27 protein-coding genes and 1 tRNA gene are annotated in these 26,910 nt (G+C 56.1%); 15 read left to right on the top strand and 13 right to left on the bottom strand.

Annotated features, from left to right (window positions below):
- Positions 1-156: 156 nt before the first annotated feature.
- From ACOSDR_RS07975 to ACOSDR_RS07950, 6 genes are all read left to right on the top strand, one after another.
- The gene (locus ACOSDR_RS07975; RefSeq protein WP_420725681.1) at positions 157-1,200 is read left to right on the top strand and encodes a rod shape-determining protein; all 1,044 of its coding nucleotides are present in this window, start codon (positions 157-159) and stop codon (positions 1,198-1,200) included.
- Between the two features lie 74 nt (positions 1,201-1,274).
- On the top strand, positions 1,275-2,159 hold the full coding sequence (gene mreC, locus ACOSDR_RS07970; RefSeq protein WP_420725682.1) for a rod shape-determining protein MreC: 885 nt from the start codon (positions 1,275-1,277) through the stop codon (positions 2,157-2,159).
- 121 nt (positions 2,160-2,280) lie between these two features.
- Positions 2,281-2,805 (top strand): rod shape-determining protein MreD, encoded by a 525-nt coding sequence (gene mreD / locus ACOSDR_RS07965; RefSeq protein WP_420725683.1) that lies wholly within the window; start codon positions 2,281-2,283, stop codon positions 2,803-2,805.
- A 13-nt stretch (positions 2,806-2,818) separates the two neighbouring features.
- Entirely contained in the window at positions 2,819-4,810 is a 1,992-nt protein-coding gene (gene mrdA / locus ACOSDR_RS07960) for a penicillin-binding protein 2 (RefSeq protein WP_420725684.1), read from the top strand.
- Positions 4,810-5,967, top strand: a complete 1,158-nt coding sequence (gene rodA, locus ACOSDR_RS07955) for a rod shape-determining protein RodA (RefSeq protein ID WP_420730898.1) — start codon at positions 4,810-4,812, stop codon at positions 5,965-5,967. Before mrdA ends, rodA begins: the two co-directional genes overlap by 1 nt.
- A gap of 69 nt (positions 5,968-6,036) precedes the next feature.
- Positions 6,037-6,112: transfer RNA gene (locus ACOSDR_RS07950), tRNA-Lys, on the top strand.
- Positions 6,113-6,287: 175 nt separating this feature from the next.
- Here ACOSDR_RS07950 and ACOSDR_RS07945 read toward each other — a convergent pair.
- Both ACOSDR_RS07945 and ACOSDR_RS07940 read right to left on the bottom strand, forming a co-directional pair.
- The gene (locus ACOSDR_RS07945; RefSeq protein WP_420730897.1) at positions 6,288-7,598 is read right to left on the bottom strand and encodes a HipA domain-containing protein; all 1,311 of its coding nucleotides are present in this window, start codon (positions 7,596-7,598) and stop codon (positions 6,288-6,290) included.
- Positions 7,595-7,783, bottom strand: a complete 189-nt coding sequence (locus ACOSDR_RS07940) for a helix-turn-helix domain-containing protein (RefSeq protein ID WP_420731062.1) — start codon at positions 7,781-7,783, stop codon at positions 7,595-7,597. The genes ACOSDR_RS07945 and ACOSDR_RS07940 overlap by 4 nt, the downstream gene beginning before the upstream one ends.
- A 346-nt stretch (positions 7,784-8,129) precedes the next feature.
- Here ACOSDR_RS07940 and ACOSDR_RS07935 point away from each other — a divergent pair, with 346 nt between their 5' ends.
- On the top strand, positions 8,130-9,260 hold the full coding sequence (locus tag ACOSDR_RS07935; RefSeq protein WP_420731061.1) for an NAD(P)/FAD-dependent oxidoreductase: 1,131 nt from the start codon (positions 8,130-8,132) through the stop codon (positions 9,258-9,260).
- Here the strand turns inward: ACOSDR_RS07935 and bchO are convergent.
- Genes bchO through bchI form a run of 3 tightly spaced genes read right to left on the bottom strand, consistent with a single transcriptional unit; the run spans position 9,233 to position 12,964 of the window.
- Positions 9,233-10,132, bottom strand: a complete 900-nt coding sequence (bchO, locus tag ACOSDR_RS07930; protein ID WP_420730896.1) for an alpha/beta fold hydrolase BchO — start codon at positions 10,130-10,132, stop codon at positions 9,233-9,235. The genes ACOSDR_RS07935 and bchO overlap by 28 nt on opposite strands.
- Positions 10,125-11,945: a magnesium chelatase subunit D gene (locus tag ACOSDR_RS07925; protein WP_420730895.1), complete on the bottom strand. Its 1,821-nt coding sequence runs from the start codon at positions 11,943-11,945 to the stop codon at positions 10,125-10,127. Before ACOSDR_RS07925 ends, bchO begins: the two co-directional genes overlap by 8 nt.
- Complete coding sequence (gene bchI / locus ACOSDR_RS07920; protein ID WP_420730894.1) at positions 11,942-12,964, bottom strand: magnesium chelatase ATPase subunit I; 1,023 nt, start codon at positions 12,962-12,964, stop codon at positions 11,942-11,944. The genes ACOSDR_RS07925 and bchI overlap by 4 nt, the downstream gene beginning before the upstream one ends.
- Before the next feature lie 118 nt (positions 12,965-13,082).
- On the opposite strand from bchI, the gene crtA reads away from it, so the two are divergent.
- The 3 genes from crtA to ACOSDR_RS07905 are packed head-to-tail and all read left to right on the top strand — an operon-like array spanning position 13,083 to position 15,641.
- Positions 13,083-13,865, top strand: coding sequence for a spheroidene monooxygenase (crtA, locus tag ACOSDR_RS07915; RefSeq protein ID WP_420730893.1), 783 nt, complete (start codon positions 13,083-13,085; stop codon positions 13,863-13,865).
- Positions 13,858-15,243 carry a cytochrome P450 gene (locus tag ACOSDR_RS07910; RefSeq protein ID WP_420730892.1) on the top strand — a complete coding sequence of 462 codons (1,386 nt, stop codon included), beginning with the start codon at positions 13,858-13,860 and terminating at the stop codon, positions 15,241-15,243. Before crtA ends, ACOSDR_RS07910 begins: the two co-directional genes overlap by 8 nt.
- A complete protein-coding gene (locus tag ACOSDR_RS07905; protein WP_420725693.1) occupies positions 15,240-15,641 on the top strand; it encodes an ACT domain-containing protein in 402 nt (133 codons plus the stop codon). Before ACOSDR_RS07910 ends, ACOSDR_RS07905 begins: the two co-directional genes overlap by 4 nt.
- Here ACOSDR_RS07905 and ACOSDR_RS07900 read toward each other — a convergent pair.
- Positions 15,638-17,233, bottom strand: a complete 1,596-nt coding sequence (locus ACOSDR_RS07900; RefSeq protein WP_420730891.1) for a GMC family oxidoreductase — start codon at positions 17,231-17,233, stop codon at positions 15,638-15,640. The two genes, ACOSDR_RS07905 and ACOSDR_RS07900, sit on opposite strands and share 4 nt — an antisense overlap.
- Positions 17,234-17,336: 103 nt before the next feature.
- Between ACOSDR_RS07900 and ACOSDR_RS07895 the strand changes: the two genes are divergently transcribed.
- The 5 genes from ACOSDR_RS07895 to ACOSDR_RS07875 all read left to right on the top strand — a co-directional run bounded on the left by ACOSDR_RS07895 (position 17,337) and on the right by ACOSDR_RS07875 (position 21,698).
- On the top strand, positions 17,337-18,350 hold the full coding sequence (locus ACOSDR_RS07895; RefSeq protein ID WP_420730890.1) for a zinc-dependent alcohol dehydrogenase family protein: 1,014 nt from the start codon (positions 17,337-17,339) through the stop codon (positions 18,348-18,350).
- A gap of 75 nt (positions 18,351-18,425) precedes the next feature.
- Positions 18,426-19,967: a phytoene desaturase gene (locus ACOSDR_RS07890; RefSeq protein WP_420730889.1), complete on the top strand. Its 1,542-nt coding sequence runs from the start codon at positions 18,426-18,428 to the stop codon at positions 19,965-19,967.
- On the top strand, positions 19,948-21,069 hold the full coding sequence (locus ACOSDR_RS07885; protein WP_420730888.1) for a phytoene/squalene synthase family protein: 1,122 nt from the start codon (positions 19,948-19,950) through the stop codon (positions 21,067-21,069). The genes ACOSDR_RS07890 and ACOSDR_RS07885 overlap by 20 nt, the downstream gene beginning before the upstream one ends.
- Before the next feature lie 9 nt (positions 21,070-21,078).
- Complete coding sequence (locus ACOSDR_RS07880; RefSeq protein ID WP_420731060.1) at positions 21,079-21,567, top strand: TspO/MBR family protein; 489 nt, start codon at positions 21,079-21,081, stop codon at positions 21,565-21,567.
- The gene (locus tag ACOSDR_RS07875; RefSeq protein WP_420725698.1) at positions 21,564-21,698 is read left to right on the top strand and encodes a hypothetical protein; all 135 of its coding nucleotides are present in this window, start codon (positions 21,564-21,566) and stop codon (positions 21,696-21,698) included. Before ACOSDR_RS07880 ends, ACOSDR_RS07875 begins: the two co-directional genes overlap by 4 nt.
- Here the strand turns inward: ACOSDR_RS07875 and ACOSDR_RS07870 are convergent.
- From ACOSDR_RS07870 to ACOSDR_RS07840, 7 genes are all read right to left on the bottom strand, one after another.
- Positions 21,693-22,430, bottom strand: a complete 738-nt coding sequence (locus ACOSDR_RS07870; protein ID WP_420730887.1) for a hypothetical protein — start codon at positions 22,428-22,430, stop codon at positions 21,693-21,695. The two genes, ACOSDR_RS07875 and ACOSDR_RS07870, sit on opposite strands and share 6 nt — an antisense overlap.
- The gene (locus ACOSDR_RS07865) at positions 22,415-22,693 is read right to left on the bottom strand and encodes a hypothetical protein (RefSeq protein ID WP_420725700.1); all 279 of its coding nucleotides are present in this window, start codon (positions 22,691-22,693) and stop codon (positions 22,415-22,417) included. Before ACOSDR_RS07865 ends, ACOSDR_RS07870 begins: the two co-directional genes overlap by 16 nt.
- Before the next feature lie 12 nt (positions 22,694-22,705).
- Entirely contained in the window at positions 22,706-23,269 is a 564-nt protein-coding gene (locus ACOSDR_RS07860) for a cob(I)yrinic acid a,c-diamide adenosyltransferase (RefSeq protein ID WP_420730886.1), read from the bottom strand.
- Between the two features lie 6 nt (positions 23,270-23,275).
- On the bottom strand, positions 23,276-23,482 hold the full coding sequence (locus tag ACOSDR_RS07855; protein ID WP_420725702.1) for a twin transmembrane helix small protein: 207 nt from the start codon (positions 23,480-23,482) through the stop codon (positions 23,276-23,278).
- 85 nt (positions 23,483-23,567) lie between these two features.
- A complete protein-coding gene (locus ACOSDR_RS07850; protein WP_420730885.1) occupies positions 23,568-24,512 on the bottom strand; it encodes a nitrilase-related carbon-nitrogen hydrolase in 945 nt (314 codons plus the stop codon).
- 29 nt (positions 24,513-24,541) lie between these two features.
- Positions 24,542-25,777, bottom strand: coding sequence for a serine hydrolase domain-containing protein (locus ACOSDR_RS07845; RefSeq protein WP_420730884.1), 1,236 nt, complete (start codon positions 25,775-25,777; stop codon positions 24,542-24,544).
- Positions 25,778-25,857: 80 nt separating this feature from the next.
- Positions 25,858-26,892 (bottom strand): extracellular solute-binding protein, encoded by a 1,035-nt coding sequence (locus ACOSDR_RS07840; RefSeq protein WP_420730883.1) that lies wholly within the window; start codon positions 26,890-26,892, stop codon positions 25,858-25,860.
- Positions 26,893-26,910: the final 18 nt, after the last annotated feature.

Here is a 26,910-nt window from a genome sequence, read left to right as displayed (position 1 = left end):
GTCGCATGAATCAGCGTACATCCAGAAGACCTAGCTTGGAATAGGCGGTCCAATTTTATAAACCACATCAGATCCCTTAACCAGAGCATGAAACAATCCCACTGTCAGATCCTGATAAATAGGATCACACAGCGTTAGAGGCTAAAGGCACCCACTATGTTTTCTCGGTTACTTGGTTTTCTGTCCGCCGATATGGCAATCGACCTCGGCACGGCCAATACTCTTGTCTACGTGAAAGGGCGCGGTATTGTCCTGAATGAACCGTCCGTGGTTGCAATCGCAGATGTGAAGGGCAAAAAGCAGGTCTTGGCTGTTGGGGACGAGGCGAAGATGATGCTGGGCCGAACCCCTGGAAACATCCAGGCCATTCGCCCATTGCGCGATGGTGTGATCGCCGACTTCGAAGTCGCCGAAGAAATGATCAAGCATTTCATTCGCAAGGTCCATAACCGCCGCAGCTTTGCCAGCCCGCAGGTCATTGTCTGTGTTCCGTCCGGATCCACCGCGGTCGAGCGCCGCGCCATTCAGGAATCTGCAGAAAGCGCCGGCGCACGCCGCGTTTTCCTGATCGAAGAACCTATGGCAGCAGCAATTGGGGCCAATCTGCCGGTAACCGAGCCAACGGGCTCCATGGTCGTTGATATCGGCGGGGGCACGACGGAAGTCGCGGTTCTGTCCCTGGGCGGGATCGTATATTCCCGATCCGTGCGTGTCGGTGGTGACAAGATGGATGAGGCGATTATCGCCTATATTCGCCGCAATCATAACCTGCTGGTCGGGGAAGGTTCTGCAGAGCGCATCAAGAAGAAGATCGGCTCGGCCTGTCCGCCGGAAGAGGGCGATGGCGAAATGATGGAGATCAAAGGGCGCGACCTGATGAATGGTGTGCCAAAGGAATTGAACATCTCAGAACGCCAAATTGCTGAAAGCCTGGCTGAACCGGTTGGCGCGATCATCGAGGCGGTGAAAGTCGCATTGGAACAGACGCCGCCGGAACTGGCTGCTGATATTGTCGATAAAGGGATTGTTCTGACTGGCGGCGGCGGGATGCTGCGCAACCTGGACTATGTTCTGCGTCATGCCACGGGTCTTCCTGTTTCGATCGCTGACGAAGCATTAAGCTGCGTCGCTTTGGGGACGGGACGGTGTCTGGAAGAGATGCGAACCTTGAAGAACGTCTTGATTAGTATGTATAATTAACTGGTTGCCTTTCAAAAGGTCGACTCTCTGGCGAGTCGTTTGGTTTTATAGAATCTGAAAGGGCGGGGGCCACCTTGGCGAAACGCGCGAAAGGGCCGGAAATCAGAACGGCGCAGCCGCTTCGTACGGCAGCGCAAAGGATTCTGTTTCTCTTGTTCCTGGGGTCGGCCGTCGCCTTGATGATCATTGGGCGAACCGATCCTGCTGCATTTGAACGGGCGCGCACGCAGGTCACCGATGTTGCTGCCCCAATCCTAGATACCCTGGCGCGCCCGATCGATGCTGCCAATCTCTTGGTTGATCGCATTGATGCATTTGCCAATATGTATCAGGACAATGCGCGTCTGCGCCAAGAGGTTGCGCGCCTGCAGCAATGGCAGGCCGTTGCCCGAAATCTTGAAATTGAAAATACCCAGATGCGTGACCTTCTGGCATTTCAGCGCCAGGATGTAGAACGATTTGTAACCGGTCGCGTCATCGGTACAGGGGGAATATTCGTTCGGGCCCTGTTGTTGAATGTCGGGTCTCAGGATGGCGTTCGAAAGGGACAGGTTGCCGTGACCGGTGCCGGGCTGATCGGGCGCGTCGCAGAAGTTGGTCGCCGCTCTTCGCGGGTTCTGTTGATCACGGATTTGAATAGCCGCATTCCTGTTGTCATCGAAAGTTCGCGTGCGCGGGCAATTCTGGCCGGGGATAACACGGCCGTTCCACGATTGATTTACGGGGCCGCCAATTCTGAATTGAAACTGGGCCAACGGGTTGTGACGTCGGGTGATGCAGCGGCCTTTCCGCCGGGCCTGCCGGTTGGCGTTATTTCAAGCGTGGATGAGAATGGCGTTCGGGTCATGCCTTATGCCACGTCTGAGCGCCCGGAGCTGGTCCGGTTGATGGAATTCGGGCTGGATGGCATTTTAGGGGACGGCATGATCAGGTCTGGCCAAACGTCACAAAGTGACTAAGACGATTTCTGCATTGGGCTAGAGCATCATGTATGAGCTCATGCGAGCGCATGATGCTCTAAGAATCTGACCAAAGTGCATCGGTGAACGGCACAGGCGCCGGATCACGAATGGGACGGCGATGAGAACCGGACTTTTTAACAAAATGGATCACTTTGCGCGCGGCTTGCTGCCCCTGCTGTGCACATTGGTCATCGTTGTCGTCAGCGCGGTGCCGACCCGTTTGCCGATGTTACCCCTTATCGCCCCGGCTTTATCTTTGATCGCGGTTTACTATTGGACGATTTATCGACCGGACCTGTTGAACACGTTTTACATCCTGTTGCTGGGCGCCCTGCAGGATATGTTAACCGGGGCGCCAATTGGCATCACGTCCTTTATCCTGTTGTTGACCTATCTGGTCGTTGTATCTCAACGCCGTTTCTTTCATGGCAAGAGTTTTGGTGTCGTATGGTGGGGCTTTATGCTGATCGCATTTGGCGGCGCAATGGTGACATGGATGATCCATGTCATGTTGGCCGGTCAGTTCATTGATCCACTGGGGGCGACCTTTGGTTTGCTGTTAACGATTATGTTGTATCCACCACTGGCTGCCTTGTTATCACAAGCCCATAAAGCGGTGCCTGCACGAGACTCGGATGCATAGGATCTAGCACACAATGAATCCGGATAAGACCAAGGCCAAAGTATTTACCCGCCGGGCCGCCCTGTTTATGGGCGGACAGACCCTGGTCATGGGCGGGCTTGGTGCGCGTCTCTATTACCTTCAAGTGCTGGAGAGTGAACGCTATGCCATGCTGGCGGAAGAGAACCGCATCAATTTTCGCCTGATTGGACCGCCCAGAGGGTTTATCGTGGATCGTGCTGGTGACTACCTGGCGATCAATGTTCAGAACTATCGTGTCGTGTTGGTCCGGGAACAGGCTCAGGCGGCTGGCGGCATAGAGGCGGTGCTTAACAAGCTGGCAACGCTGATTGACTTAAAGGACCATACCATCGCGCGGGTGCTGAAAGAGGCGCAAAGCCGCCTGGCCTTCGTTCCAATCACTGTTGCAGAGAATCTCAGTTGGAGAGATGTCAGCCGGATCGGGGTCAATCAACCCGACCTTCCCGGGGTCAGTATTGATGTCGGACAGATCCGACACTATCCCTATGGGGAGAATATGGCGCATGTCGTGGGCTATGTGGCGGCTGTATCGGAAAAGGACTTAACCGGCGACCCTTTGCTGGAATTGCCAGGCTTCCGTGTCGGGAAGAATGGCATTGAGAAGCATTATGACCTTGCTTTGCGCGGAACGTCTGGCACCAGCAAGGTTGAGGTGAATGCGCTGGGACGTGTGATCCGGGAAATCGACCGCCAGGAAGGTCAACCCGGCCGTGAAATTCGCCTGACACTGGATATGCGGTTACAGGAATTCACCGCAAATCGTCTGAAGGATGAAAAGGCGGCCTCCGTCGTTGTGATGGATGTGCATAATGGCGATGTCCTGGCATTGGTTTCCGTGCCGTCATACGATCCTAACGCATTCAGTGAAGGGATCGGAGCCACCGAATGGCAGAAACTGGTGAAGAATCCCTATGGTCCCCTGACCAATAAGGCGATTGCCGGGCAGTATTCACCTGGTTCCACGTTTAAGGTCGCCGTGGCCCTAGCGGCACTGGAAAATGGTATTGCTGCTGATCATTCCGTTTATTGCCCCGGTTTTATGGAACTGGGGGATCGCCGGTTCCATTGCTGGAAGCATTATGGCCATGGCTCCATGGACATGGTTTCGGCCCTGGAACAATCCTGTGACGTTTGGTTCTATGATGTCGCAAGACGGGTTGGTGTGGACCGGATTGCAGAGGTCTGTGCCCGATTGGGGCTGGGCATTCCTACTGAAATTGAGCTGCTGGGCGAACGATCAGGACTGATTCCAACCCGCAAGTGGAAACGTGAAGAACGCGGACAGCCCTGGCATATGGGGGAGACACTGGTCGTCGGTATTGGTCAGGGCTTCGTGTTAACGACTCCCCTGCAACTAGCAGTCATGACGGCGCGTATTGTGAATGGCGGCAAGGCCGTGCGTCCGCGTATGACCTTTCCTGTGCCAGGGTTTGGTCTGGATGGGAAACCCCTGTCGGATGATGCCCAAAATATCCCCTCCAAAGAGATGTCGCCGGAACAGAAGCTGGCGGCTGCAACGGAAGCTGCCGGGTCCATTAACCCGCCGCCGGATGCCACCCGCCCAGATTTTCAAGATACCGGATTTCATCCGGATCATTTGGAAATCGTTCTTCGCGGTATGGATGCGGTGGTCAATGGGGTTCATGGGACGGCACGAAAATCAGCCCTTCGCTTTGCCGACTTGACGATGGGCGGCAAAACGGGAACCAGTCAGGTTCGTCGAATTTCCCAGGCGGAGCGCGATGCCGGCATTCGGTCCGGCGATGATATTGCCTGGCGCTTGCGGGATCATGCTCTGTTTGTCGGTTTTGCACCGGTTCACAATCCCCGATATGCCGTATCGGTTGTCGTTGAACATGCAGAGGGGGGATCACGTGCCGCTGCGCCTGTCGCGCGCGATGTTTTAGAAGAGGTTCTGCGCCTGCAGGGATTTGCAACGGCGGACGCCAAAACCAATGAAACCGGATCCGAGGGGGCAGGCTGATGGCGATTCGCCATGGAGAGTTGCGCCAACCGGAAATGACCCTGGGTCAAAAGATCTGGCAGATCAATTGGATCATGTTTCTTTTGATTGGCCTGTGTGTCGGGGTTGGGCTGGCGATGCAATATTCGGCGGCCAATGGGTCCTGGGACCCCTGGGCACATAGTCAATTGACAAAGTATCTGGCGTTTTCTGTCGGGATGCTGGTGCTGGCCCTGGTCGATATCCGCATCATCATGCGTTATGCCTATCTTATTTATATGCTTAGTTTTCTGCTGTTGGTTATCGTGGAAATCAAGGGCGCTGTCGGGGGCGGCGCTACGCGATGGATCGCGATCCCCTTTATCGGCACATTCCAGCCATCAGAATTAATGAAATTCACGCTGGTGCTGGCACTTGCCCGCTACTTTCATAAATTGTCCTACGAGGATGTCGGTCGTTTCAGCGTTTTGATCGTTCCCGCCCTGTTTATCGCCGCCCCGACATTGTTGGTGTTGCGCCAGCCTGATTTGGGAACTGCCATTGTTTTATGCGGCGGCGGTGTGGTGATGTTCCTGCTGGCAGGGGTTCGCTGGTGGAAATTCGCCGTTGTCGGGATTGCCGGTCTGGCGGCCAGTCCTTTGATTTGGAGCATGATGCACCCCTATCAGAAACGCCGTGTCCTGGTGTTGCTGAACCCTGAATCTGATCCGCTGGGCAGTGGGTATCATATCCTGCAGTCTAAAATTGCGATGGGGGCGGGGGGCATTGTCGGGCGCGGCTTTACCAAAGGGTCTCAAAGTCATTTGAATTTCCTGCCAGAGAAACAGACTGACTTCATATTCACGATGCTTGCGGAAGAATTCGGCCTGATCGGGTGCCTGGCGCTGATGTCGCTGTATCTGGTTTTGATGGTATATGGCTTTGGCATCGCCTTGCGGTCCCGTAACCAGTTTGGCCGTTTGCTGGCCATGGGCTGTATCGTGACATTTTCTTTCTATGTCTTCATTAACATCGCCATGGTGATGGGCGTTATTCCCGTGGTCGGCTTGCCCCTTCCCCTGGTCAGTTATGGCGGGTCTGCCCTGCTGGCGGTGATGTTCGGATTCGCGTTGATTATGAATGTCTATGTCCATCGCGACCTTCGTATTGGTCGACAGGGCGAAAGCAATGGCCTTTAAGGTCATCTTCGGTCTCGACAAGCCCGTCCACAGACGCTATACCGCGCCACCGTTCGACAAAATCGGTACGGGCCATTAGCTCAGTTGGTAGAGCATCCGACTCTTAATCGGCAGGTCGTAAGTTCGAATCTTACATGGCCCACCATTCCTTCGTCGCGCGCTGCGGCCGGTTAATCCGGTCGCGTTGCTGGCGACTGTATGTTTCATCTCGAACCTTCACCAGTGTCTTGCTGGAATCTGATATTGTTGGTGGCTAGAAAATCGCGTTCTGCGAAACCGCAGTCCTTTTCGGACACCGCCTTATCTAACAATTCGATATGTCACCCTTGATCCCGAATTGGTCTCGGAAAATAGTCCCGCTCAGGAATGTTCAAGTTGAGTTTGAGGGCTTCCTGAAGGACGGTCAATTGTGCTGCAATTCCATCTGCGAGCGGTTTTCCCCCCTGTGCCGCAAAATATGGCACGCTTTCTTTCGCGATGTGAGACAGAATATCGAGCCATCTCTTTTCAAACTTTTTTCGTCGAAAACCAATATCTCCCATGAATTTTTCGATGTTATCGACTGTGACGTCTTCGGTCCATTTAGCATCACCGATTCTGAAAGCAAGTTGGTGCGTAAAGTGCGGGTTTATCGTGATCGGGACAACGTCATAAAGCGGTGCCAATACTCCATAATTCCCACGATACAGAATGGTTCCGTTTTTTGCGTGATTATCGGTATTACCGACCGCAAGATTGAACAATGTCTGCTTAAAGAAATCGATTTGAAAATTTGCTGGGACGGCAGTTTGAGAAGCGATCTGTCCTATGGCTTTTGCTGAGAAACGGAGATCGTCGCGCTGGGCGTTTCGTTCATATTTTAAAACTTTGGAAAGGCCTAGCGCCTGGCAGAAGTCTTCGCAATGCAGACGGGAGATACAGCTGTCATCGACACGTCTATCAAACCTGGTGGACAACACAGCCCCAATTTCTTCGCCGTCATCTCCTATAAACTCCAGGAATTGGGTTTCAGCAGAAACGATGTCAATTGTTGTAGCGAATCCCAACAGGGCAGCCTCATATTTTGCGATTGCCAGATCGGATCTTGGGGATACTTTCAGGATATGCGTTGTTGGCGCCTTACTGCCGATTTTGGGTTGGTAGAATTTCTGGTCATGATAGACAACCGCCAGCTTCGGTTGGATGCCAGCCACGGGGGATGGGTCTCGTTCGCCATCCGGTAACCGACCATGCCGATGCAGCGAGGTGATGATTGTCCGCATCCGATTGTGGTCAATTTCTTCATAGTCATGAGGGAATCGACCTGGGTATTTGCCCGGTCCCGTTCCTTCTGGCGTAATTGATATTGCACCAGCGCAATCGGTACCAAGGTGATACAGAAGGCTTCCGATGTCATCGCGATCAAGGCCATGAGTTGCAACAACGTGTTCCAATGCCTGGCCTTCGAACAGAAGGTTCCCAAAGTATGCGACGCAGGCTGCATCGCTATAGGATGCTTGTCTGACGATCATTGATGCGGAAATTGGAAGGGTCGCATCGTTGGAATACGTGAATCGCAGCGTCTTGTCGGCCAGCCTTTCTAGCGTCCCAACGGGAGTCATTTTGCCTTCAAGCCAGACATCCAGTTTCATGATCGCGGAATTCCATACAGGTCGATGCCAAGGGCGGTGAGCAGGCGTAGATATGTATCGAGTGTGGCCGAGCTCTTTCCCCGCTCGATGTTAGACAGGTTCGGTTGCGCTACACCGCTTATGGAGGATAGTGTGGCTTGGCTGAGTTTAAGCGCACGTCTCCGCCGATGGATCACGGTTCCCATTTCAGCCGGCGTCGATATTCTTTGGTCGGGACTCTTAATCATAGTATGCCTTGATAGCGATTTTACTATAAAATAACATTTTGGTGCAGATTATACTATTTTAATATTGATTTCGCTATAAAAATGCGGAAATGATTCCCTTAAGCTAAATTTATAGCAAAAAATATATAAAATATTGCTCCAGATTTTAATCTTTTACAGGCATGTTCCTTGTTATACAGGTGATCAGTATCGCGTTTAATTTATCGGTTTTGTCCTTAACCATTCTTCCTAAAATTGGTGGTAAATCCTGGTGCAGACACTGCAGTTCGATACGATTGTCATCGGCGCTGGGGCGGCTGGTCTGATGTGTGCCATGACGGCGGGTGCGCGGGGGCGGCGGGTTCTGGTGTTGGATCACGCCGATCAGGTTGGGAAAAAAATTCTGATCTCAGGCGGCGGGCGCTGCAACTTCACCAATATCGGCTGTTCTGCGGAAAACTTTCTGTCTGGCAATCCGCATTTCTGCAAATCCGCCCTGGCGCGTTATACCCAGTTTGATTTTCTGGACCTGATCGAAAAGCACAAAATCGCCTGGCATGAAAAGACCCTGGGGCAATTGTTTTGCGATGGCTCTGCGCGCGCCGTCGTGGCGATGTTGCTGGCGGAATGTCAGGTCGTCGGGGTCGATATCAGGACCAGCCATAGCGTCACAGATGTTAGCCATTCTGATGGCTTTACGGTTTCGACCCATCACGGTGCGTTTAAAGCGCCCGCTCTGGTTTTGGCAACCGGTGGCCTGTCGATCCCCAAGATGGGGGCGACCGGTTTTGCCCATGATATTGCGCAGAAATTCGGATTGCCGCTGCATAATTTGCGACCTGGCCTGGTCCCCCTGACAGTGGCGGCGCAGGACCTGGCGCTGATGCAGTCGTTGAGCGGGCTTGCCTTGGACTGTATTGCCCAGTGTGGCAATCGCAGCTTTCGCGAAGCAATGCTGTTGACGCATCGTGGCCTGTCCGGCCCGGCGATCCTGCAAATTTCCTCCTATTGGCGCGAAGGGGAGGAGATCACGCTGAATGTGGTGCCCGATCAATCGGCAGCGGATTATTTGTGTCAGCGTAAGCGCGGACGGGCAAAGATTGAGCCACAAACGGCGCTGTCAGAACTTCTCCCGGCGCGTCTGGCATCCGCCTTTGCAGCCGATCACCTGCCAAAGCGCCCAATTGGCGAAATCGCTGATAAAGACCTGGTTGCCCTGGGGGACCGCCTGAATGCCTGGCGTGTCACGCCGTCGGGAACAGAAGGATATGCAAAGGCTGAGGTGACATTGGGGGGCGTGGACACCAATGCCCTGTCATCGCGCACAATGGAGGTAAAGACGGTCCCTGGCCTGTATGTGATCGGGGAGGCTGTGGATGTCACTGGCTGGCTGGGCGGTTACAATTTCCAATGGGCCTGGTCCAGCGGTCATGCCGCTGGGGGGTCGGTGCCCTGAAGGTCCCTATCGATCTTCCGGATCAAGGCGATAATCTGGTGCGGGTCTTCCTCATGGGCCAAATGTCCTAACCCTGGCAGGCGGTATCCCGTACCTTTGGGGACCTTGTTCAGAACAATTTCCATATCATCTGGATCTACCGCCTCGTCCTCTTCCCCCACAATCAGGTGCAGGGGTGTCTGTAATCTGGGAAACAGGCGGCCCATCGGGCGCAGGTCCCAATTTGCCATCATGCCCAGGGCGGCGGCGCAATGGGCGGGGCTGCGCATCAGGCGGCGATAATAATCAATCCCGCCTTCATCCAATGTTGATCCGGTCTGGCGTATCAGGCGGGCGACCCCTTCCGCGCTGGCCTGACGGGCAAACAGACGGGGGGTAAAGGGATTAACGAAAAGCAACCGCGCCATCGTCGGGAATATCCAACCGCTGGCCCCCTTGAATGGCAGCAGGGCCCCATTGATGGCGATCAGCGCCTTGGGATGGATCAAACCCTCCAATGTTGCCCAGATCAGGACCGCCGCCCCCGCAGAGTGACCAACAGCCAGGTCTGGTGTCAGGTTCAAAACCTTCAGCAGGGCGGAAACGGCACGGGCCATGCCCCCGACTGTTAAATCCTGCCGTGTGGGGGCTCCGGTAAATCCATGCCCAGGAAGATCCGGTGCGACGATGGTATAATGCTGCGCCAGTTCGGGCATCAGCGCACGCCAGGTATGGGTCGACGCCCCGGTCCCATGCAGCATCAATAAAACCGGACCGGTTCCCATGATCTGCACATGCCAGGATAATCCCCCCGCTGTGACGGTTCGGCTGTGCTGGCGCAGGGGCCAGTCCTTTCCATGAATGTCCAGCGACAGACGATCCCGCTCAAACATGGTCCGTCGCTCCCTTCACGGCGTTAGACAGTTTCGCGGGGTCCGCAAAGGGCAGAGGCAGGTATTTCGCCCGCATCGCAGCAGCCAATTCTCTGGCAGGCGTGCTTGGGCGGGGGCTGATATCCACCATCAGCGTACCAATGCCAGAAGCAGCCAACTGACGGGCGGCGGTCATTGCCTCCTGACCCGCTTGTGCCCGATCTCCCTTACCCTCGCGGGTTAAATTCGCCTTGCCATCGGTCATGAATACCAGCGTTGGCGTTTGCCCCTTGCGGCGAATAGCCAGTGCCAGGTCGGCGGCCATATCAATGGCGGCTGCCATTGGCGTGCCGCCCCCGCCCGGCAGTCCAGTCAGCCGGCGTTTCGCCATTACAAGGGAGCGTGTGGGCGGCAGGGCGACCTCTGTCAATCGGCCTGAAAAGGTGATCAGGGCAACGCTGTCGCGGCGAATATAACAATCCGCCAACAGCAATTCGACCGCCCCTTTGGCCTCTGCCAGTCGGTTCACCGCAGCAGAGCCGGAAGCGTCGACGACAAAAATTGTGACGGTTTCAGCATTCTGCTTATAGCGGGTGATGCGAAAATCATCCCGACGGATTTCCATACGCGGCACCGTACCGGATTTTGCATCATTGGCCCTTTGGTGTCGGCGCAGGGGCTGCCAGGGGGCGGCGGCGCGCAGGGTTTCCAACACATTCAGCCGCTGGCCTGGCTTTGGGATGCCGCGTCGTGTGCCAATGGGGCGTCCTCTGCGATCTCCCATTTGGGTTTGGCCGTTGCGCCCGCCCTGTCCGGATTTGCCACGGCCCAATTCTGAGGCCAGGGATGCCAAAAGATTGGCAGGAAGAGAGGCTCTAGTTGCCTCAATCATCATTTCCTGCAGCGCGCTTGGATCCAGCGGATCTTGCGGTGCATCGCGTTCATCCTGCGGGTCTTCCGGCAGGTCATTTGGTGGTGGTTTCGGCTGCTCGGCCTCTTCAGGCTCGGCCTCTGGCTCTTCTGGTGGGGCGGGCATTTGCGTCGCGCGGGGACCGATGACCAATCTGGCGGCCAGGGCCACATCGTCTTGCGTGACCTGACTGCGCCCCTCCAGAGCCGCAGCAGCGCGGGCGGCCCGCAGAGTTAGGAGGGCTGCCCGGGCGGAGGCAACACCATAGGCCAGGGTCGTTCCGCAGATCGCATCCAGATATTCCGGTGCGATTTCAACGCCTGGCAGAATCTCCCTCGCCAGAAGGATCGCATCCCGGTCTGCAGCTTCGAACATTGTGGGATCACCCTGTTGTGTCGGGTCCAATGCCACAAGGAAGGCAAGACGGTCACACAACCCAGTTGGCGGGGGTTCTTCATCTTCTGTGCGTTCATCCAGCAGGATTGTCCCAAATCGGGTCGGGTGACAGGCGGTCAGGCCATCCCGCTCCAGCCGTACCTCCCCCTGGTCCAGGGTTGCACATAGTTTCGCGGCTGTGCCCTGGTCCAGGCGTTCGGCCATTGGAATGATCAGCAGGCCACCATCCACATCGGCTAAAAGGCCCCGCTGAACGATTGGCTTACCGGACGACAGGGTCGCGGACAGATCCAGCCCTCCCAACAATCGGTCATCGGCGATGGCGTTGGGCAGGCGGCGTTCCGGCATGTCCGGGGGCAATCGGGCACGCAGAAAAGTCAGCCAGGCCTCCCGCTGAGGCCCTGCACGAGAGGTTAGGCACACGCCCCCCAGACCGAATGGGTCTATTGCAAATAGCAGGGCAGCCCGGCAGGCATCATCCGGCAATGCTGGTGCGCGAAAGGCAATATCCAGCGCCAGACCCGTCATGGGGCGAAAACATCGTCAATGGCGCGTTGTACCCGTGTGCCGGATCCTGCTTCGTCCAGGGGATCGCGGCGCAGGCGGTGGCGCAGGGCCAGGGGAGCCACGCTGCGCAAATCCTGGATGGTTACGGTCTTTTTTCCATGCAGGGCGGCATGCGCGCGCGCGGCCCGGATCAAGGTCAGCTCACCGCGCAGACCATCGGTGCCCAGGGCAAGACAGAGTTCTGCGGCTCTCTCATATACCGTGTCGGGCACGGAAATCTCTTTCAGTAACTTCTTTGCCCGCATCAGGCTTTTGCGGGTTTTGTCTTCTTCTTTCATCCATTTATCGCGAAAGGCGGCCGGGTCCCACTCAAAGTCATCGCGTCGCCTTATAACCTCAACACGGGTTTTGACATCGCCTGGGGTTGTCACATCCACAGACAATCCGAACCGGTCCAGCAGTTGTGGGCGCAGTTCCCCTTCTTCCGGATTGCCACTGCCAATCAAGACAAAGCGGGCGGGATGGCGGATGCTCAGTCCTTCACGCTCGACAAGGTTCTCCCCTGATGCAGCAACGTCCAGCAAAAGGTCAACCAGGTGATCCTCCAGCAGGTTCACCTCATCGATATACAAGAATCCGCGATTGGCCTTTGCCAGCAGCCCTGGTTCAAAGGCCTTCTCGCCCTGGGTCAGGGCACGTTCCAGGTCCAGGGCGCCGACCACACGATCCTCGGTCGCACCCAGGGGCAGGTCGACAACTGGAACAGAAATCTCAACAGTTTTAGAGGCTTTCTTCTTTTCCCCAGAACAGTCCGGGCACAGGTCAGACGGGGCATCCGGGCTACAGGAATAGCGACATCCGGCGACTGCCTGCATTTTTGGCAGCAGGGCGGCCAACCCGCGAATAGCGGTGGATTTTCCAGTTCCCCGGTCACCAAAGATCAAAACGCCCCCGATTGAGGGGTCTACTGCGGCGATCAATAACGCCAGCTTAATTTCGTCCTGCCCAACCAGGGCGGAAAACGGAAACGGTATTGCCACAGAAAACTCCCCAAAATCAGTTCTTATTACGGGTATAAAATGCGAAGTGTCGTCCCCTTATGAGGGAATCTTTCAAACTTCGAACCCTTACACCAATACTGTAAGATGATTTCGCCACATGTTGCACGGTTTTGCAAAGGGTGCGACGATCCTGGAAACAACCATATCCGGCGAGGCGATGCAGGTAATAACCCTTTCTTTTTTCAGGTTTAAGGGGGTTTCCAACAAACTGTGGGCCTTTTCGCAGATGCTGGCTGCTCGCTATCCGCTGAAGTCCGTACCGGGGATCGGGTTTCACAAACTTTTAGGGTCTGGCACGCGGGAGGGATTTCATCCTTATCCGAACTTTGGCGTGTATGGAATTCTGGCAACGTGGGCCACGCAGGAAGACGCGCAGACCCAGATTGCGTCAGCCCCAGTGTTTCAACGGTATCGCCGCCATGCAGTGGAAACCTGTACGGTATATTTATCTGCAGTGCGCTGCCGGGGGCAGTGGGCTGGCATACGGCCCTTTGATGTGGGGGAGGAGCCTATCGAGGCGGAAAACAAATCCGTTGCTGTTTTGACACGGGCAACAATCAAACCCTGCCACATTCTCAATTTTTGGCGTCAGGTTCCCAATATCAGTGCAGCGATCCGCAGTCAGGATCAATTGCAATTCAAAATTGGTTTGGGGGAAGTGCCCTGGCTGCATCAGGTGACTTTCACGATTTGGGAAAACAAAGCCGCCATGGATGCCTTTGCCTATCGCCAATGGCATGGGGAAGCGGTACAGGCGGTTCGCGCCGGGGGCTGGTTTAGTGAGGAATTGTTCGCGCGCTTTCGCGTACTCCAGATAGATGGGAAATGGGAGGGAGTTTATCCTCTAACAAACTGCACGAATATTGTAAAAGATGACTAAGGATTTATACCGACCGCCGGCACCAACCCCAATCGGGCCTGTCATGGCCTTGATGCGCAGCCTGGTTGCGGGGGATCGGGATCTGTTGGCCCTGATCCCCAAACAGGCCTATCACAGCAGCGTTGCGCCCTTGGGATTTTCCAGGCGCAAGATAATCCTGGTCAATGATCCTGCCGCCATTCGTCGCGTGATGATCGAAGAGGTTGAGAATTTCCCGAAAAGTGATCTGATGGTGGGGTCTCTTTCCCCTTTGATCAATGACGGCCTGTTCATATCAACCGGGGAAACCTGGACCCGACAGCGCGCAATGGTCGACCCGGCTTTCAGTCACATGCGGGTCAATCGCGCCTTCGACGCTATGGTCGGGGCGGTTGCCGATATTGAAGCCCGATGGGATATCCTGTCTGACAAGGGAAAACCCCTGTCACTGGAACGGGAAATGAGCCACCTGACCGCGGATATCATTACCAGGACAATCTTTTCACAAAAATTGGAAAACTCAGTTGCGTTTGAATTTTTTGACGCCTGGGCCAGTTTTCAGGACTCTGTCGCGACCATCGATTTAAAAAGTCTGATTTTGGGAAAAGCATGGACGTCAATGGTACAACCACCCCTGGCGCAAGAGGCGGCAATGGTGATCCGATCCCATTTGGGGCATCTGGTAGATCAGCGAATGGAGCTGGGAGCCCCGAAGCGGGCGGATATCGTGGGCGATTTGATTGCCGCCCGTGACCCCGTCACAGGGACAGGTTTTGATCGGGAGGAAATTATTGATCAGGTTGGTGTTTTCTTCCTGGCCGGACATGAAACAACCGCCAGCGCCCTGACCTGGGCCTTCTTTATCCTGTCGCAGCAGCCGGAAATGGTGCAGCGCTTGCGCGACGAAGTTCAGAATGTCGCTGGATCGGGGGGAATCAGCTTTGCGGTGACAAAGAAATTGGCCACGGCGCGCAATGTCTTTCGGGAGAGTTTGCGCCTTTACCCACCATTGGGATTTATCCCGCGCGTCAGTCTGTTTGACACAGTGATTCAGGGTGTGCCGACACCGCGCGGTGCGATGGTGATGATTTCGCCCTGGATCATTCATCGTCACGAAGGGTTGTGGGAGGCCGCAGATCGGTTCGACCCAGACCGGTTCATGCCAGATCGTGAGCAGACGCAACCGCCCGGCGCCTATATACCCTTTGGTTTGGGGCCGCGCATTTGTATCGGGGCGGCGTTTGCCACGGTGGAGGCGGTACTGATACTGAGCCGCCTGATCCGGCGGTACGACTTCGAAACATCAAATCCACAGAAGGTCCGGCCGATCAGCCATCTGGCAACCCGTCCGGCGGGGGAAATTGAAATGCATGTGGTTCGGCGTAGGGAGGGAAAATGATGAGCGGTGAACGCAACCTGGCGCTTTTGTTGGCGGATATGAATCCTGTTCTGGATCCAATAGTGTATAGCATTGTGACCGTTCCCCATGAATACCAGACAACGGTCCCGCCCTTGATGCGCTTTCGGGAGGTCGAGGGGGATACCCTGATCCTGTCCCAAAGGGAAGCGGAACAAGAGGGGGTGAGTGGGGCGGGTTTTCAGCGAATTACTCTTTCTGTGCATTCTGCATTGGAGGCTGTGGGGCTGACTGCGGCCTTTTCCGCCTGCCTGACCGATCATGGCATATCGGCCAATGTCGTTGCCGGATATTACCATGATCATATCTTCGTGCCACAGGCGGATGCAGATCGCGCCCTTCAGGCATTGCAAGCCTTGTCCCGGAAATCAGAAGGTTAGCGATTGGCTTCGATGATCATATCGGCGGCTTTTTCTGCGATCATGATTGTTGGGGCATTTGTGTTGCCGCTGATCAGGCGGGGCATGATGGACGCATCGACAACCCGCAGGGCTGTTACGCCCCGCACGCGCAGGCTGGGATCAACAACCGCCTTCTGATCGGTTCCCATGCGGCAGGTGCAGGTGGGGTGATACAGCGTTGCCCCGGTAGTACGGGCATGGGTCAAAAGCTCTTCATCACTTTGCAGATTGGGACCGGGGGAGATTTCGTCGTCGATGTTATCCCGGATCGGATCGGTTTTGACCAGGTCACGGGCCAGTTTCAATCCAGCCACATGGACCGCACAATCGGTTTCGCTGCTCAGGAAGTTTGGCTGGATTTCAGGCGCCACGCGATAGTCGGGGGAAACCGCGTGGACATGTCCATAACTTTCCGGGCGCAATTGGCACGGGCCTATGGTCAATCCGGGGAATTTATCAAAAGTGCGCTTCTTTGGGTCCGCAAAGGTGGCATGGGCAATGTGGTACTGAATATCCGGCAGGTCCATATTCGGATTGCTTTTGGCAAAGCCCACTATAATTCCGGCAGGCATGGTCAGGGCCCCTTTACGGTGTAACAGAAACCGCGCCAGTTCGCCCATCAATGGCAGACCCCGTGTCAGGCGGTTCAGGCTGTCGGCATCTTTCAATCGCCAGGACAGGCGCGAGATATAGTGATCCTGTAAGTTTTCCCCGACGCCCGGCAGATCATGGGTGACCGGGATGCCAAGCGCCTGCAACCGCGCACCCTGCCCAATTCCGGACAATTCCAGCAGTTGTGGTGACTGGATGCCACCGGCACACAGGATGACCTCCCGTCTGGCATGGACTTCATGTTCGTGGTTGGCCTTTTCATAGGCAACGCCTGTCGCCCGCCCCTGATCGAACAGAACGGATTTGGCGAAGGCATAGGTTTCCACATGCAGATTCTTCCGCTGGCTGCGGATCGGGTTCAGATAGGCGGATTTGACGCTGAATCGCGTGCCGTTCTTCTGGGTGACCTGAAAATAGTGGAAACCGGACTGATCGGCCCCATTGTAATCCTGATCCATTGGATAGCCCAGGGCGCCCCCGGCTGCGATCACTTTGTCTAAGATATCATAGCGTTGGGTTGGCAGCGTCACATTCAACGGGCCGCCCTGACCGTGATAGGCATCAGCGCCTTGCTCACGATGTTCGGCACGTTTGAAATAGGGCAAGACGTCCTCAAAACTCCAGCCGCGACAGCCCATCTGGGCCCAGGTATCATAGTCCTGAGCCTGACCGCGCACATATAACATGGCATTGATGGCGCTGGACCCACCCAGCACTTTGCCGCGTGGCACCGGGATCGGGCGATTGCCGGTCTTGGGGTGAGGTTGGGTCTCAAACAGCCAATTCAGCGAAGGATTGACCATCGTCTTGATGTAACCAGCGGGGATATGAATCCACGGATTGCGGTCTTCGCCCCCGGCCTCCAACAGGCACACAGTGACCTTGGGGTCCGCACTTAAACGATTGGCCAGAACACATCCTGCGGAGCCGCCACCGACGATGACGTAATCGAACTCCATATTGTTTCTCCCCACGGATTGTATGGTTTGTATGTGGTTGGGAATTCGCCGCATTTTCGCTACGGTGTCAATCTGGAACCGCATACAGGAAGGAATGGGATTTATGAAAGCCATGCGTCTTGAGGACTGGGGACTGGAAAACCTGAAACAGGTCACGCTGTCGGATCCAGAACCAGCGCCGGATGAGGTGTTGATCCGGATCGAGGCTGTGTCCATCAATCCGCGTGATGGCATTCTGATGCAAGGAGGCTATGGTCGCAAAGGGGGCACGCCGCCGCTGATTCCCTTGTGCGATGGTGCGGGCGTGATTGCCGCCGTGGGGACCAATGTAACGAATTTCACCGTCGGCGATTTCGTCATCCCGGCATTCAGCCGCAATTGGCTGCATGGCAGTCCCGCAGAAGAGACCTATACCGGCGCCCATGGAGGCCCCTTGGATGGGACCATGCGTGAATTAATGCCGGTCCCGGCCAGTGCCATAGTGAAGGCCCCGCCCCATATGTCGATGCAAGAGGCCGCGACCCTGCCCTGTGCGGCGCTTACGGCCTGGAGCGCGGTTGTCGGCCAGGGTGGTGTCAAGGCGGGGGATAAGGTTCTGATTCAAGGCACGGGTGCCGTCTCCCTGTTCGCACTGCAATTTGCCAAGATGCAGGGGGCGGAGGTTATTCTGACCTCTTCCAGTGATGAGAAACTGGAGCGGGTCGCGCATCTGGGCGCAGACCATACGATCAACTATCGACAGACCCCCGAATGGCATCGTGTGACACGGGAAATCACCAATGGGCGCGGCCTGGATCATATCGTCGATATCGGCGGCGCGGGGACACTGGAAAAGGCACTGTCGGCGATTCGCATCAGTGGCTCAATCAGCCTGATTGGTGTTCTGGGAGGGTCGGATGCATCCCTCCCGTTGGGGCGTGTGGTGACCCAGAATATCCGGCTTCAGGGCGTTACGGTTGGCAGTCATCACATGTTGCAGGAAATGGTGGCCGCAATGGCCCTGCATAAGACAAAACCTGTTTTGGATGATCAGACCTTTGAATTTGGCGATCTGGCCAATGCGTTGAAACGGCTGACCAAAGGCGAGCATATCGGCAAGATTGTCTGTGCTTTCTGAGGTTCCTTCCCAGGTTGGAATAAGCTTACTTTTTGTACCGTTGCGGAATTTATTGACATTGTATAGTGTCAACTAATGAGAACAGAGCCGTACTCTCCCAGTGCTGGAAGTGCCCCTGATGGCCGTGACGATAAGCGACCGCACGCGGTTGTAGTTGGCAGTGGCTTTGGAGGTTTGGCCGCAGCAGTGCGGCTGGGGGCCCGGGGTTACAAAGTGACGGTTCTGGACCGATTGGATAAGCCGGGCGGCCGTGCCTATGTCTTTGAACAGGACGGGTTTCGGTTTGATGCGGGCCCAACGATCATTACCGCCCCGTTTCTGCTAGAGGAACTCTGGGACCTCTGCGGTAAGACGTTTTCCGACCATATCGATCTGCGTCCGATGAATCCTTTCTACGACATCCGCTTCGATGACGGCAGCGTGTTCCATTACAGCGGCGATGCCGCGGCGATGGAGGCAGAGGTCGCGCGCTTTAATCCCACCGATGTAGAGGGCTATCGCCGCTTTATGGCGGTCAGCAAGCAGGTCTATGAATTTGGTTTTGAAAAGCTGGGAATGAAGCACTTTGCTTCAATCCTGGACATGATCAAGGTCGTGCCGAAGATGTTGACGCTGAAGGGTCACCGAACAGTCTTCGGGCTGGTTTCCAGCTATATCAAAGACCCGAAACTACGTATGGTGTTCAGCCTGCATCCCCTGTTGATTGGGGCCAATCCGACGACGGTTACGGCGATCTATATCCTGATCAATCATCTGGAACGACAATATGGTGTTCATTTCGCAATGGGCGGTACAGGCAGTCTGGTGAAAGGTCTGGTCGATCTGATCGAAGGACAAGGCAACAGCATCCGATGCAACGCTGATGTTGCAGAAATCATCGTCGAACAAGATCGCGCCACCGGCGTGCGCCTGCAAACGGGGGAGCGGATTTCGGCTGATATTGTGGTCTCAAATGCGGACAGTGCCTGGACCTACAAGCATCTGTTGCCCAATGGGCGGCGCGACCGCTGGTCCGACCGCAAGCTGGAACGGGCGCGCTATTCCAATGGGCTGTTCGTCTGGTATTTCGGAACCAACAAGCGGTATGAGGATGTGCCCCATCATATGATGTTGTTGGGGCCGCGCTACGAAGGTCTGTTGAAGGATATCTTCGGGCGGAAAGTCCTGGCGAAGGATTTCAGTTTGTATCTGCACCGCCCCACGGCGACGGACCCCAGCCTGGCCCCGGATGGCTGTGACACATTCTATGTCCTGTCCCCCGTGCCGCATTTGCAGGCAGATATCGATTGGACTGAAACAGCAGAACCTTATCGCCAGGCTATTGAGGCGCATCTGTCCCAAACGGTATTGCCGGGGCTGGGCGATCACATCATCTCGTCGCGTATGATGACGCCGCTGGATTTCCAAACGCGGTTACTCTCCTATCGTGGTGCAGGATTTGGCATGGAACCGGTTATCTGGCAGAGCGCCTGGTTCCGCCCGAACAATATCAGTGAACAAATAGACGGGCTGTATCTCGTCGGGGCCAGCACCCATCCGGGCGCTGGCATTCCCGGCGTTTTGACGTCTGCCCGTGTGTTGGATCAGGTGGTGCCCCATGCCGATGCCCGCGTCTAACCGTCGGTTCTCCGACTCAGCAGATCAGGCCGCATGTCGTGCCCTGATCAAGACGGGATCAAAATCCTTTTATGCGGCGTCGCTGTTGCTGCCCCAGGCAATGCGGGTGCCGTCCTATGCAGTGTATGCTTTCTGTCGATTGGCAGATGACGAAGTTGATCTGGAAACCAATCCTGCCAGAGGCTTGCAGCGTCTGCGTCAGCGGCTGGATGCCGTCTATGGCGGTTATCCAGAAGGTATTGCGGCGGATCGGGCCTTGGCGGATACGGTGCGGGATTATGGCGTGCCCAAGGACCTGTTTGAGGCTCTGCTGGATGGTTTCCAATGGGATGTCGAAGGCCGTCGCTATGAGACACTGGATGATCTCTATGGCTATGGCGCGCGGGTCGCGGGGGCGGTTGGGGCAATTATGACCCTGTTGATGGGCAACCGCGCGGCAGACACTTTGGCGAGAGCCTGTGATCTGGGGGTCGCGATGCAATTGACCAATATCGCCCGCGATGTGGGGGAGGATGCGCGGGAAGGGCGACTGTATTTGCCCCAGTCCTGGTTGAGAGAGGTTGGGTTAGACCCGGATGCCTTCCTGGCAGATCCCCGACACAGCCCGGAATTGGGCCAGGTCATTGCAAGGCTCCTGGCCGCAGCGGAGACCCTGTACCAGCGGTCTGGAACTGGGGTTGCAGAATTGCCGCTGGCCTGTCGTCCCGCGATCAATGCGGCCCGCAAACTCTATGCTGCAATAGGGCGTGTGGTGGCGCGCAACAATCATGACTCTGTCAGTGATCGGGCCGTTGTTACGACACGGCGTAAACTGGGATTGGTGCTGAGCGCGACATTAGAGGCACCGCTGTTGGCCAGAGGTTTCCACGACCCGGCGCTTGTGCAAACCGAATTTCTGGTGCGTGCCGCAACAGAGGCAGAGGCGGGACGGTTGCCAAGTCGCCGCAGGCAACGTATGGCGGATGTACTGGATGCGCCAGCGGGGCATATATTGCAGTTGTTCCTGGAAATGGAACAGCGTGACCGCCAGGCACGTTCCGCAAACAATCCGGCCCAGCGCCTGCAGACATCGGTAATGATGGATGTGGGAAAGGCCGGTTAGGAGGGCGTCATCGCACTCGACTGGACAATTCTGATTTTCATTGCAATCTGCTTCACAGCGGCGGCCAGCGGCGGAATTTTCCGCGCCGGTGCCTGGTATCAGGATTTGAAGAAGCCATCCTGGCGACCGCCCGGATACCTGTTCGGGCCGGTTTGGCTGGTATTGTATATCATGATTGCTGTTTCAGCCTGGCGGGCCTGGATGGTGGCAGAACCTGGTGCGGAAACACTGCCCGTTGCCGTGTTTGTGCTGAATATGGTGCTGAATGCCGCATGGTCTGCGTTGTTTTTCGGGATGCGCCGCCTTGGCCTCGCGCTGGTTGATATGGGCGCCTTATGGCTCAGCATCGTTGCGATGATTGCCCTCTATCTGCCAATAGATCCCCTGGCAGGGTGGCTGTTGGTGCCCTATCTGGCCTGGGTCAGTTTTGCTTTCGTGCTGAACATGACAATGCAGCGTCTTAACCCGGCCTCTCATTTTCTGGGAGTAACGCAATGAACGGTCTGACCATGGTTCTGCTGGAAGGGGGCCTAGTCTTCGGCGGCGCGCTTGCCTTCTATTTCTGGCAGATGCGGGATTTGAAGCGCGAAAAAGAAAAACGAACCAAGTCTCGTTCTGAAGAGTTATAGATGCCAGACACCAACATCTGAATGAATTTGGGGGCCCTTTCCCGCTTCATGGGCCGGGATGATAGGCCAGCGCCAGGATTGATCCGGGGGCGGCAATCCGGCCTGCCGCGCGATATTCTCTTGTGATAGTACGGCCCCCTTTGAATCCAAGGTCCATCGCATGGCATCGGCGATCAGTAAGGCGGGGCCTGTGTGATCGCGCAGAGACTGAACATGACGCTGCAGAATTCTATGACCCAGCAGGGGATCATCGCTCCACCGGGTGGGGATCAACGGCAATTGGGACAGCAGGTTGACCGAGATAAGCAGACCTGGTCCCTGAAAATCAGCCAGTGGCCGTTCGGGGGGCGTTCCAGCATATAGGGCAGCGGCGCTGCCTTCGATATCCTGACACAGATAGCGCGCATTCCGGGGCAGGCGGACACCTCTTAACCGCACCGCATCCACCAGGGTCAGCCGGTCAGTCAGGGGCGATAAATCCTGCACTGGGACGTCCAGGCACAGGCCGGCACCAAGGATGGTGATGTCTGGCAAATGCCCATAGGCACGGACTGCGGAGAGAATGGCATCCTTCGTATTAGTCTGATGCTGCGCCCAGTCCGCATGACAGCGGCGCGCGCGGTGCCGGATGGCAATAGCCTCGCGCAGATAGCCCATATCCCGCACCCATTTTGGACAGGGGGTGGTCAGATATTCCAGCGCTTCCAGGATCATTTTTAGGGGGCTGACCATTCAATCAAGATGATCAGGCCAGCGAAAAGCACGAACATGACATGCATGATCTTTTTCTGCCAATCGATGTATTTCAGTCCCTCTGGCTCATAATACTGGTCCTTTTTCCGGAACATGGCATCCTTATGACCGAAACGCGGAATGCCCGGTTTCAGATGACGCCACGCATAGAATTGCAGGACAAACCCGGCCACACAGCACAGGGTCAACAGCATGATCAGCAGGATTTGACAGTAATAGACCCATGTATCGGCGGCCGCCATACCGGTCGGCCCTTATCGGTTCGCGCCGGGGACCCACAGAATGTCGGCCTTGCCGCCGTCATTCTCGTGTCGACCCAGGACAAACAAAAGATCAGACAGGCGGTTCAGGTATTTCACCGCTTCGGCATTGACGGCCTCTACCCCCGCCAGGGCAACGACCAGACGTTCGGCGCGCCGCGTCACGGTGCGCGCCAGATGGCAATAGGCAGCCGCAGGCGTACCACCGGGCAGGATGAAGCTTTTCAGGGTTTCCAGTGGCTCGTTATAGGCGTCGATGGCATCTTCCAGTGCCTTGACCTGGCTGGCCTGAATGCGCAAGGCCTCTTGGCGGCGTCCTTCGCCTTCCGGTGTGCATAAATCCGCCCCCAGATCGAACAGATCATTCTGCACGCGGCTTAACAAGGCATCGACGGGGCCTGTCGTGTGCTGACGCACCAGCCCGATGGTCGCATTCGCCTCGTCTACGGTGCCATAGGCCTCAACCCGCAGGTCGTGCTTGTCGCGCCGCGATCCATCACCCAGCGACGTTTGTCCAGAATCACCGCCCCGTGTATAGATCTTTGACAGCGTCACCATCGGGGATCAACCGCCGCCAGCACGCAGAAGCATGATCGAGATACCAAACATCACCAGCGCGATGAATTGCGCGACGATGCGGTATCGCATTAGGCGATTGCCCCATTTCTGGTTAAATTCGCCACCCCGGGCCATGCCAATGATCCCGACGAACAAGATCCCCACCGTGACCAGCATGGCGACGACCATCATTATGATTGCTAGTGTTGTCATAATTCCTATGTAACGTGCCGAATGCGCTTCGAAAAGACTGAAAGCAGGGGACGCGGCGAAACGTCTCTATCTAAGGGGTCAAAGCCTAAGCGGATTTCTTCAACGCGGGCTTTGCGCCGGTTACAGAAATACTCACACCCTCGCCTGTCCAGGCGCCAGGCCAGACTTCCGGTTGGGTCGCGCGCAGCTTGCGCACGATGCCGATGGGAATGTCCTTGGCATGCAGGCGCGGGCCCAGCGGATCCCCCTTTTCAGCCTCGTGGAAGGGGCCGATCTCTGCAAAGCGGCCGGTGAAGCCCAATTCCGCCTCACAAGGCTGGTACACAGCCGCACCAGAGACGTTCTTGCGTCCTTCCCCCAGCGGCGTTGCACCAATGCAGCCGACCACGGCAACCGTGGTGAACAATTCGACTGCCCGCGCTTTGGCGCAGCTGAATACACGCGAATAGCCGGACATTTTCTCCGTCATCGACGGGCAGATGATCAGGTCCAGATCCGGCGCGGCCTGTGCCAACATGGATGACAGGATCGGCAATTCGATATCCAGACAGATGATGATGGCGCACCGCAGACCGTTCCACTCAAATACCTGCATCTGCTTGGCGGGCACGATGCCCCAGCTATCAGGGGCTTTCTCTGGCGGGGTCATGCACATTTTGCGCTGAACGAAGGGGGTGGTACCGCCCACGGTGAACAGATGCGCACCGTTATTGTAACCCCCCTTTCCATCAGCAACCGGCCAGGACCCAGCCATAATGTCCAGTTTATGCTTGTTCGCCAGGGCCTGAACGCCGGGAATAATCGCCTTGGCGGCTTCCGCCATTGCGGCTGGTTCCTTGGTGACGTCGATATCGGGCCCACAATAGGTCAGCCATTGTTCGGAAACATATTCCGGCGCGACCAGCAGGTCGCTGCCTGCGGCCTTGGCTTCGGTCGCAACGGTGTCCAATGCGTCCAGCCAGTCCTGAGGCCCGTTCAAAGTTTGCCCTAGATTGGTTGCCCAAAGGGTAATCGATACCGTATCGGTCATCGTCCTCACCTTACGTTCACAAGCCACGATCAGGTGGCGGTTAATCCATCGCGGATCGCGATTACCGCATTCAGGCTATCAAGTCCGAAGCTGTGGATCAAATAATCCGGCCAGGTCGATAATTTGACTGCCAGGAAATCCGCTTCAGGATCGATATAGATCAACTGACCGAAAACGCCGCGGGCCATATAGTCGCCGCGGTCCACGTCGTGCACCCACCATTGACGACGATAGGCCCCGTTGGGGGATGTCGCCAGATAGGGATCGTTAAATTTGGCGGCTTCGCCCGTGCGACAGGACTCGACCCACACCTTGGGAACGATCTGTTTATCGCCAACACGGCCACCTTGCAGCATCATCAGGCCAAATCGCGTGAAATCTCTCAGTGTGGCATTGAAGCCGCCGTCGGCCAGGGCTGTTCCGGCATGATCGACGGTGAAATAGCCATCCCGATCAGCGCCGATTTTGGACCAGATGCGATCAGACATCAGCTTCGCAAGACTGGTGCCGGTTTCACGTTCCAGAACCCAGGCCAGCATGTCGGTTTCGATCGACCGGTATTCAAAACGCTCCCCATGGGGGCGCTCTTTCTGCAAGGTCTGAATGACATCCCGGATCGCTGGAACAGGCTCACCCGGATGCGGGGGGCGCCAACCGCTGGCAATATCGATCCGCGTCATGTCGGAATCGGGCAGGCCATAGTCTTCGACAAAGCGCACGCCGGTCTGCATGTCCAGCACCTGGCCCAGCGTTGCATCGCCATAGCCGCAATAGGCCAGTTCTGGGATGCGGTCGGCCAGTGGCGCGTCCATATCCAGCTTCCCTTCGCCATGCAGCACGCCTGCCAGCGTGCCGACCAGGGATTTAGATACTGATTGCGCCAGATGCAGGCTGCGCGGATGCATATCATTGAAATATTGTTCGGTGATGACCTGACCGCGATGCATGACCAGGAAACCGTCGGTATAGGTTTCTGTCAGCATCTGTTTTATGGTTTTGGTCGTGCCGTCCAGGGCCGTGAATTTGACGCCCGATACGTCTTGATGGGCGCTGGGCAGGTCCTGAACCGGTCCGGTGCCGCGATCTACATCAACGGTAGGCAATAAGGCGCGCACATTCTGAAAAGACCATCGATTGAACGGGGGAAGATCCCAATTGCTGGATGTCGGTCGCTTTTCGGGACGCGGCGGGAACCCCTGCATGATCCCCAATTCCCGCGCAGTGTGGGGGCGTTGGCTGGGCATCGATGGAGGGACAGAAGGCATAAAGGGAATATCCAATTTTCTGACTTTCAAGAAGGAGGCGAGGCCCGGTTATAGGACCCGCCTCCTGTCTCGAAAAGGCTTTACTGCTTCAGGCGGGTCCAAATCTTGTTATACAGGTCGACCGTTTCCTGTGGGCAGGGTTGCACGAAATCAGGCGTCGGCGCATCTGCCGGCATCACGATTTCAGGGGCGGACAGCATTTCCGGATCCATGAATTTGTCGCTGCCGGAGATACCATTCGCATATTTTGCGAAATCAGAAATCAGGGCCGCGTTTTCCGGATCCATGACGAAGTTCACGAACAGCTTGGCATTTTCCATGTTCGGTGCATCAGACAGGACGGCAACATTATCCATCCAGCCGGTGAAACCTTCCTTGGGATAGGCATAGGCCAGGCTGGGGCGCTGTGCGCGGGCCCGCATGGCAGCCCCGTTCCAGCTTTGCGACAGATCGACGTCGTTAGAGGTCAGTTTTTCGATGATGCTGTAATCCATTGTGCGCCAATAGGGCTTGGCCTTCAGTAACAGTTCTGTGGCTTCTCTCAGTTGATCTTTGTCGCCGTTACAGCGGGGATATCCCAGATAGCGCAGGGCGGCGTTAATCACATCATTCATGTCGTTCAGCATGTTGATGCGGCCTTGCAGTTCCGGCGGTGGTTCGAACAGCAGCTTCAGTGTGTTGATATCACCGGTGTAGACCTTGGTATCAACGGTGAAGGATGTCGTGCCCCATTGCCAAGGCACGGAATAGCTGCGGCCCGGATCCCACCAGACATCGACCCATTTCGGGTCCATATTGCTGAAGTTTTCCATTTTGTTGGGCTCTACCTTGGCCAGCAGGCCTTCTCCGATCATGATCTTGATCATGTAATCGCCCGGCACAACGATGTCGTACCCCGTGCTGCCTTCTTTAACCTTGGCCAGCATGGTTTCGTTTGAATCGTAGCCGTCCAGCGTCACCTCGACGCCATAGGCTTTCTCAAACTTTTCGATCAGCTTGGGGTTGGTGTAGTTCCCCCAGTTATAGATGTTCAATTTACCAGCAGCATAGGCGCTGCTCGCCATTGCCAGACTGACGGCTGTCGCCGTGGCCAGGCCTAAAAGAGTACGCTTCATTTTTAACCCTCCTCTGTT

Origin of the sequence: Hwanghaeella sp. 1Z406, assembly GCF_048892425.1 — a bacterium.
Lineage (GTDB): Bacteria > Pseudomonadota > Alphaproteobacteria > UBA8366 > Aestuariispiraceae > Pacificispira.
This window is presented reverse-complemented; position numbering and strand designations above follow the sequence as displayed.